Source organism: Gemmatimonas sp., assembly GCF_044345575.1.
In the GTDB taxonomy this organism is placed as follows: domain Bacteria; phylum Gemmatimonadota; class Gemmatimonadetes; order Gemmatimonadales; family Gemmatimonadaceae; genus Gemmatimonas.
Genome location: NZ_JBIJAW010000171.1, coordinates 1 through 6,993 on the forward strand (window position 1 = coordinate 1; position 6,993 = coordinate 6,993).

8 protein-coding genes are annotated in these 6,993 nt (G+C 65.7%); 6 read left to right on the plus strand and 2 right to left on the minus strand.

From position 1 onward, the window contains the following. The 6 genes from ACIQ6O_RS10695 to bla form a co-directional block, all read left to right on the plus strand. Positions 1 to 487: amidohydrolase family protein (locus tag ACIQ6O_RS10695; RefSeq protein ID WP_396207777.1), on the plus strand; the 487-nt coding region annotated here is incomplete at its 5' end. Between the two features lie 157 nt (positions 488 to 644). Beyond that, entirely contained in the window at positions 645 to 1,874 is a 1,230-nt protein-coding gene (locus tag ACIQ6O_RS10700) for a porin (RefSeq protein ID WP_396207778.1), read from the plus strand. Between the two features lie 173 nt (positions 1,875 to 2,047). Continuing rightward, positions 2,048 to 2,437 carry a glyoxalase/bleomycin resistance/dioxygenase family protein gene (locus tag ACIQ6O_RS10705; protein ID WP_396207779.1) on the plus strand — a complete coding sequence of 130 codons (390 nt, stop codon included), beginning with the start codon at positions 2,048 to 2,050 and terminating at the stop codon, positions 2,435 to 2,437. Positions 2,438 to 2,454: 17 nt separating this feature from the next. Next, positions 2,455 to 2,910, plus strand: coding sequence for a hypothetical protein (locus ACIQ6O_RS10710; protein ID WP_396207780.1), 456 nt, complete (start codon positions 2,455 to 2,457; stop codon positions 2,908 to 2,910). Positions 2,911 to 2,925: 15 nt separating this feature from the next. Beyond that, entirely contained in the window at positions 2,926 to 3,450 is a 525-nt protein-coding gene (locus ACIQ6O_RS10715; protein ID WP_396207781.1) for a GNAT family N-acetyltransferase, read from the plus strand. A gap of 24 nt (positions 3,451 to 3,474) precedes the next feature. Next, entirely contained in the window at positions 3,475 to 5,880 is a 2,406-nt protein-coding gene (bla, locus tag ACIQ6O_RS10720) for a subclass B3 metallo-beta-lactamase (RefSeq protein ID WP_396207782.1), read from the plus strand. Positions 5,881 to 5,889: 9 nt separating this feature from the next. On the opposite strand, the gene ACIQ6O_RS10725 is transcribed toward bla, so the two are convergent. Continuing rightward, positions 5,890 to 6,549 carry a cyclase family protein gene (locus ACIQ6O_RS10725; RefSeq protein ID WP_396207783.1) on the minus strand — a complete coding sequence of 220 codons (660 nt, stop codon included), beginning with the start codon at positions 6,547 to 6,549 and terminating at the stop codon, positions 5,890 to 5,892. A 7-nt stretch (positions 6,550 to 6,556) separates the two neighbouring features. Further along, a partial coding sequence (locus ACIQ6O_RS10730; RefSeq protein ID WP_396207784.1) for a M24 family metallopeptidase occupies positions 6,557 to 6,993 on the minus strand: 437 nt, incomplete at its 5' end.

Genomic DNA, 6,993 nt, shown 5'->3' on the forward strand with positions numbered 1-6,993 from the left:
CTCCTACCTCGACGACGAGGCGATCACGCTCCTCAAGGCGACGAATCGCGGCACCTTCTACGTACCCACGCTGTACACGTCGGCGGCGATCGAGCGTCCCGACAGCCCTGTCCCCGAGAGCGAACGGGTCCGGTCACGCCAGGTGAGCGCGATCAAGGACGCCGGATTCCGCCGGGCGTTGGCGGCCGGCATTCCCATTGGGTTCGCCACGGACGCGATGGTCATTCCGCATGGCCAGAACGCCCGCGAATTCGGCGAACGCGCGCGGCTCGGTGAGTCCGCGATGGCGTCCATCGTCTCCGCCACCTCGCTCAACGCCGAGATCCTCGGCATGCAGGATCGCATTGGCTCGTTGGCGACCGGCAAACTGGCCGACATTGTCGCCGTGCCGGGCGATCCGCTCCGTGACATTCGCCAGCTCGAACACGTGACATTCGTGATGAAGGGCGGGGTGGTTTTCCGGCACGATCCAGCTGACCGTCGCTGATTGTGCGAACAAAAACCGAAGAAAACACCAATTGTCGCATGCCGCGGTAACCCCTTCGTAACAACTGTAACCGTCGTGTCACGACGATCGGTTACATGTAACGGCCTGAGTAGACTCGTGGGTCCGCTTCGTTACCGACGCGTATCCCAGTCTTTACATGCCGCTTCTTCCGCAGCTGTTTCGAGTAGTTCGTTGCTTCGCGCTGGCCACCCTCGTGCTGGTGCCCGCAGCGTCCATGCAGGCCCAGTCTGCGACGGCACCAGCGCCGGCGGCGGCCAAGCCGTGGTATGAGTCCTTCCGCATTCGCGGCTACGGCCAGATTCGATACAATCGCTTGTTCGAGACCAACGACCAGTTCGCGTGCGAGCAGTGTGATCGTAGTTGGGGGCAGAACGGCGGCTTCTTCATCCGTCGGGCCCGCCTCATCGTCCAGGGGCAGATTCACCCGCAGGTATTCATCTATCTGCAGCCCGACTTCGCGAGTACTGCCGGTACCACGGGTAACGTCGCGCAGCTGCGCGACTGGTACGTCGACGTTGGTGTGGACAAGCAGAACGTCTACCGGTTCCGACTGGGGCAGAGCAAGGTGCCCTTTAGCTACGAGAACCTGCAGAGTAGCTCGAACCGGCTGCCACTCGATCGCGCCGACGCGACCAACAGCGCGAACTCCAACGAGCGTGATCTGGGCGTGTTCTTCATGTACACCCCGACGAAGGTGCGTGCGCGACTTGCCGAATTGGCGACAGGCACCGGGAAGGGCAGCGGTGACTACGGGATGCTCACCATCGGGGCGTTCAACGGTCAGACGGCGAATCGCCCGGACGCGAATGACAACCTCCATGTGGTGGCCCGCGCGAGCTATCCCTTTGCCGTGGGCAAGCAGCTCATCGAGCCGGGGATCAGCGCATATACCGGCAAGTACACGGTCACCTCGGATCAGCGCAGTACGGGGGTGAAGGGACGAAGCGACTGGACCTACGCCGATGAGCGGGTGAATGCGACGCTGGCGATCACGCCGCGGCCGTTCGGTTTGCTTGCCGAATACAACGTTGGGCGAGGCCCGGAGTACAACCCGGCGAAAGACTCGATCGAAACCCAGACCCTGCGCGGCGGTTTCGTGACGGCTTCATACCGGTTGAACCGAGGCAAGCAGGTGTACTTCCCCTTCGTGCGCTATCAGGTGTACGACGGTGGCAAGAAGCACGAGCGTGACGCCCGCAGCCACGAAGTGAACGACATCGAGGTGGGTGTGGAGTGGCAGCCCAGCGCCAACTTCGAACTCGTGACCGAGTGGTATCACGGAGACCGGCGCTTCGAAGACAAGACCCGCTCGCGCAATCAGCAGCGCGGGAGCCTGTTCCGCATCCAGGCGCAGTTCAATTACTGAGCCGCTGCGCGATGCGTGTCGCGTAGTGCGTAGTGCGTAGTGCGTAGTGCGTGGCGCGTGGCGCGTGGCGCGTGGCGCGTAGGGCGTGGCGCGCAATGCGTGTAGCCAGCCTCTGCACCGTACCGTAGCTTCCGCCCCACGGCGTAATGCACTCGGACTCGACGGAGGCTGGCATGAATGGTGGCGCGGTGATCTTTGCGGCCGATGTGGATCGGGTGGCACGCTTTTACGAAGCGCTGGTACAGATGTCGCCGGTGCATATCGAGCCCGGGCTTCGGGTCATCGCGTCGGATCGCACGGAACTGGTGATTCACGGGGTACCACCACACGTGTTGTCGCCGGTACCCGAAGGGCAGGTGCCGGCGCCGCGCGAGGACACGGCGATCAAGCTGTTCTTCGCCATCCCCAGCCTGGCGGCTGCGCGCGAGATGGCGCCGCTGCTGGGCGGCTTCGTCTATCCCGCCGAGCGTGAATTCACCGCCCGCCGCTTCCGCGCCTGCAACGCCTGCGATCCGGAAGGGAACGTGGTACAGTTCCGTGAGCTGTTCCTGCCTCCAACCTGACCTTTGCCCCGTCGTCCGTGCCTCTCAAGGATTTCCCCGACCATCACGACGCCGAGCTGGCGCTCAAGCTGTACGACCTCCGTCGCGAAGCCGTGATGCGCGAGTCGCGTAACGCCATCGTCGCCAAGTTCCTCCCCGCCAGCTGGGAGGACGTGCTCGCCGTGACCAAGCCCGATCACCCGCTCAATGCTGCCTTCCGGCAGTGCAGCACCTACTGGGAGATGGTGTACTCCATGGCCCGCCACGGCGTGATGCACGGTGAATTCATGATGGAGAGCAGCGGCGAAGGACTGCTCATCTTCACGCGCATCGAGCCGTGGCTCGAGCAGTACCGCGCGCACGTCGGTAATCCGCTGGCGTTCCGCAACGCCGAGTGGGTCACCAAGGAAACGGAACTCGGCCGCCTCATCGCCGAGCGGTTCCGCAAGCGGGTGCAGGCGCATCTCGAGGCGGCGCGCGCCGCGCAGGCGTAGGCGCGCGCGATCCTGATGGTCGGAGCCGTACTCACCACCGCGCGACTACGGCTCCGTCAGCTCTCGTACGATGATGCCGCGTTTCTCGTGACGCTGCTCAACGATCCTGATTTTCTGCAGAACATCGGCGATCGAGGCGTGCGCAACGAGGGCGATGCGTGCGGCTACCTCGATGTCGGCCCACTGGCCTCGTACGCCCAGCATGGGTTCGGCTTGTGGTGTTGCGAGCGCCTCGATACCGGCGCGCCCATCGGCATCTGCGGACTGCTGAGACGCGATACCCTGCCGCACCCTGACGTGGGGTACGCCCTGCTGCCCGAGGCGCGCGGCCACGGCTACGCCCGTGAAGCGGTGGTCGGGGTGCTGCGCCACGCGCGCGAGCGGTTACAGCTTTCCGAGATCGTCGCCATCGTTTCTCCAGCGAACGAGCGCTCCTTGCACCTGCTCGAAGCGCTCGGCTACGAGCGGCGAGAAATGCTGGTGGCCGCGCCGGGCGCCGATCCGGTCTGGCTGCTGCGTCCACGTACACACGAATCCTGATTCCTGTTCACCTGCGAGGAGCAAGTGTCGACGTCCTTCCCCGGTGTACTGCGCCGTAGCGCCCTGCTGGGCCTCCTGTTCGCCACACCGCTCGCGGCGCAGGATCGCGATGTGGTACCGCCCACACCCAACTGCAGCAGCTGCGCCGACTGGAACAAGCCGCACGCCCCCGTGCGGCTGTTCGGCAATACGTACTACGTGGGTACGGACGGGCTCGCGGCGCTGCTCATCACGTCTCCCGACGGGCACGTGCTCATCGACGGCGCTCTGCCCGAGTCGGCGCCCCTGATCCGCCGCAACATCGAAGCGTTGGGGTTCACGCTCACCGACGTGAAGCTCATCCTCAATTCCCACGCGCACAACGATCATGCCGGTGGGATCGCGTGGCTCGCGGCGCGCAGCGGGGCGACGGTAGCGGCGACAGCGGCGAGTGCGCGCTGGATGGAGCGTGGCACCAGTACCGACGATGATCCGCAGTTCGGCCTGAATGCCCCGTTTCCTGCGGTCGCGCGGGTTCGGGTGATTGCCGACGGCGAGGTGGTGCGAGTGGGTCGCCTGGCGCTCACCGCGCATCGGACCGGCGGGCACACGCCCGGTGGCACCACATGGACATGGCAGTCGTGTGAAGGCGCGGTGTGCAAGGATCTCGTGTACGCTGACAGTCAGTCGCCCATCTCGGCCGATGATTTCCGCTATTCCTCGAATACGCGGTATCCGGGAGGCGTCGCCGACTTCCGCCGTGCTCACACGCTCTTCGAGACGCTGCCGTGTGACATTCTGGTGATGCCGCATCCTGCGGCCGCGCAGCTGTGGGAGCGGGTCGCGAAGGGTACGATCGTCGATGCACAGGCATGCAAGCGTCTCGCCGTCACGGCGCGGCTGGCGCTCGACAATCGTCTCGCGACCGAGGCGGCGAGCCCGCCGGTGCCGGCGGCCGCGGAGTCGTGGTGGCGTCACGTGCAGGTGCTGGCGCACGACTCGCTCAAGGGGCGGGACACGGGTTCGCCCGGTCATGAGAGTGCGGTGCGGTACGTCGCCGCGCAGTTCGCCGCGGCCGGTCTCACTCCCGGCGGTACGGACGGCTGGTTGCAGCGTGTGGACTTCGTCGAGGTCCGGCTCGACGCCGCGGGTGTGGCATTGGCCCTGCGCGATGGTTCGGGACCGTGGACGCCACTGAGCGTGGGGCGCGACCTGCGTCTGGCACCGCGCCCCTCCACGGGCGATGTGGAAGCGCCGCTGGTATTCGCCGGCTACGGGCTGTCGTTGCCGCAGGCTGGTGTCGACGATCTCGCCGGCCTCGACCTCAAGGGGAAGATCGTCGTGCACGTAAACGGCGTCCCCAAGGGACTCTCGGCGCCTCTGCAGGCACACGGCACACGCTCGCGCTGGGCGGCCATGCAACGTGCTGGCGCGGTGGGGATCATCGCCATTGGTGCCGGTGGAACGTGGAGTGAAGCCGGCGGTACCGGTGGCGTGGCGGTGGCACTGGCCGACACGATGCTCGACGATACGCGCGGCCAGCGGCTCAATGGCACAATGAACCCGGCGCTCGCCGCGCGTCTCTTCGCCGGGACGAACATTCAGTGGGACAGTGTGGTGGCTCGCGTGGGTCGCGGCGAAAAGCTGCCCACGGCGGCGCTGAACCTGTCGCTCCGCGCCACGCTCCCCGTTATCCGTCGCACGCTGTCGTCACCCAACGTGGTGGGCCTGCTCCCCGGTACCGATCCCACGTTGCGGAACGAGGTGGTGGTGTACACCGCACACACCGACCACACGGGCACCTTCAAGGGGCCTGCGCTCACCGGCGACAGCATCTTCAACGGCGCGATGGACAATGCGTCGGGTGCGGCCACGCTCATCGAAACGGCAAAGCTCGTGGCGAAGCGTGGCGGCAACAAGCGTACGCTTGCCTTCGTGGGTGTGACCGCCGAGGAAAAGGGGCTGCTCGGGTCGCGCTACTTCGCCGCCCATCCGTCGCTGCGCAACGGGACGATCGTGGCGAACCTCAACACCGACATGTTCCTGCCGCTCATTCCACTGAAGGGCGTGTTCGCCTACGGCTACGATGAGTCGGAACTGGCCGATGATCTCGATGCGGTGACGAAGGCGCGCGGGCTCGAGGTGTATCCCGATCCGGAACCCGAGCAGAACCGGTTCGTGCGCAGCGATCAGTACAGCTTCATTCGGCAGGGAATTCCGGCGCTCGCCTTCAAGGTGGGCTATCGCACCGGCACACCCGAAGAGAAGACGTGGCAGGCGTGGGTGCGCGATCACTACCACAAGCTGAGCGACGACGTGACGCAGCCGGTCGACTTCGCCACGGCCGCGGCGTTCAACGAGATGTACGCCGACCTTGCCATTCGCGTGGCCAACCGCGCCAAGCGGCCGGCGTGGCGCACGAACAGCTTCTTCGCGTCGCCGGTGCCCTGAGCGTCGTGATCAGCCGGTGCGCGCGAAGGCGCGCACCGGAAACGTGCCCACACCCACGAGTTTGGGGGGCACGGCCGTGAAGGTGAAGCCGTCGTCGGGGAGCGCCGCCAGACCGGTCAGATGCTCGGCGATCAGGATCTCCTCGCGCAGTAGCACCGAGTGCACCGGCCGGGTGCCACCGTCGGTGTCATCGATATTGAAGGAGTCGATGCCCACCAGCACCGCCCCGGCATCGCGCAGCCACACCGCGGCATCCTCGGTGAGATGCGGGTGACCTTCGAAGTAGCGGTCGGTCTGCCAGTGCGCGTCCCACCCGGTGTGCACCAGCACGGCCTTGCCGCGCACCTGTCGCCCCGCGAACGTTTCGGGGCCGATCGCGCGTGACGCACGATGCGTGGCCCGTACCACGAGCGCCGGAATATCCACGAATCGCTCGAGTTCCATTGCCGCGGTATCCCGCCCGTCCGCGTAGCGATGAAACGGGCAGTCGATGTACGTGCCCGTGTTCGTCACCAGCTCCACGCGCCCGATGTGAAACTCGGTGCCGGGCGCGTAGCGGGCCCGCGAGTCCTCGCGGCTCAGAAAATCGCAGATGACGGGAGCGGGAAGGCCCTTGTAGTAGACCTTCCCGCTTTCGATGTGATGGCTCAGGTCGAAATAGCTTGCCACGCCAGCGTCAGCGAATGATGTAGAACTGTTCCTGGCGTGGCCGGAAGAACACGAAGCCATTCTCGGTGAGATGCGCGTCGTCTTCGAACATCACGAACAGCTTCTTGCCGCCCCACTCGGGAATGGCGGTGGCGGTGTTGAGCTCGATGCTGATGTACGACCCGCTCCGCAGACGCGAATTCTGCGCGGTGGTGTCGCTCCGCAAGGCGCTGCGGAAATCGATGGAGGCACCGAGTCCGTGGCCCTGCGCGCCGATGGGGTGCGAGTAGATCATCGCTTCGATACCACGCTCCTTCATTTCCGCCATCGTGGCATTGAACACCGCGCCGCCCGTGCGTCCCGCGCGCGAGTGCCGCTTCATCAGGGCGTCCTGCAGCGTGTTGGAGTTGGCCATCGCCTGCTTGATTCCCGCCGGCACGTCCTTTTCGCCAGTCTTGAGCACGT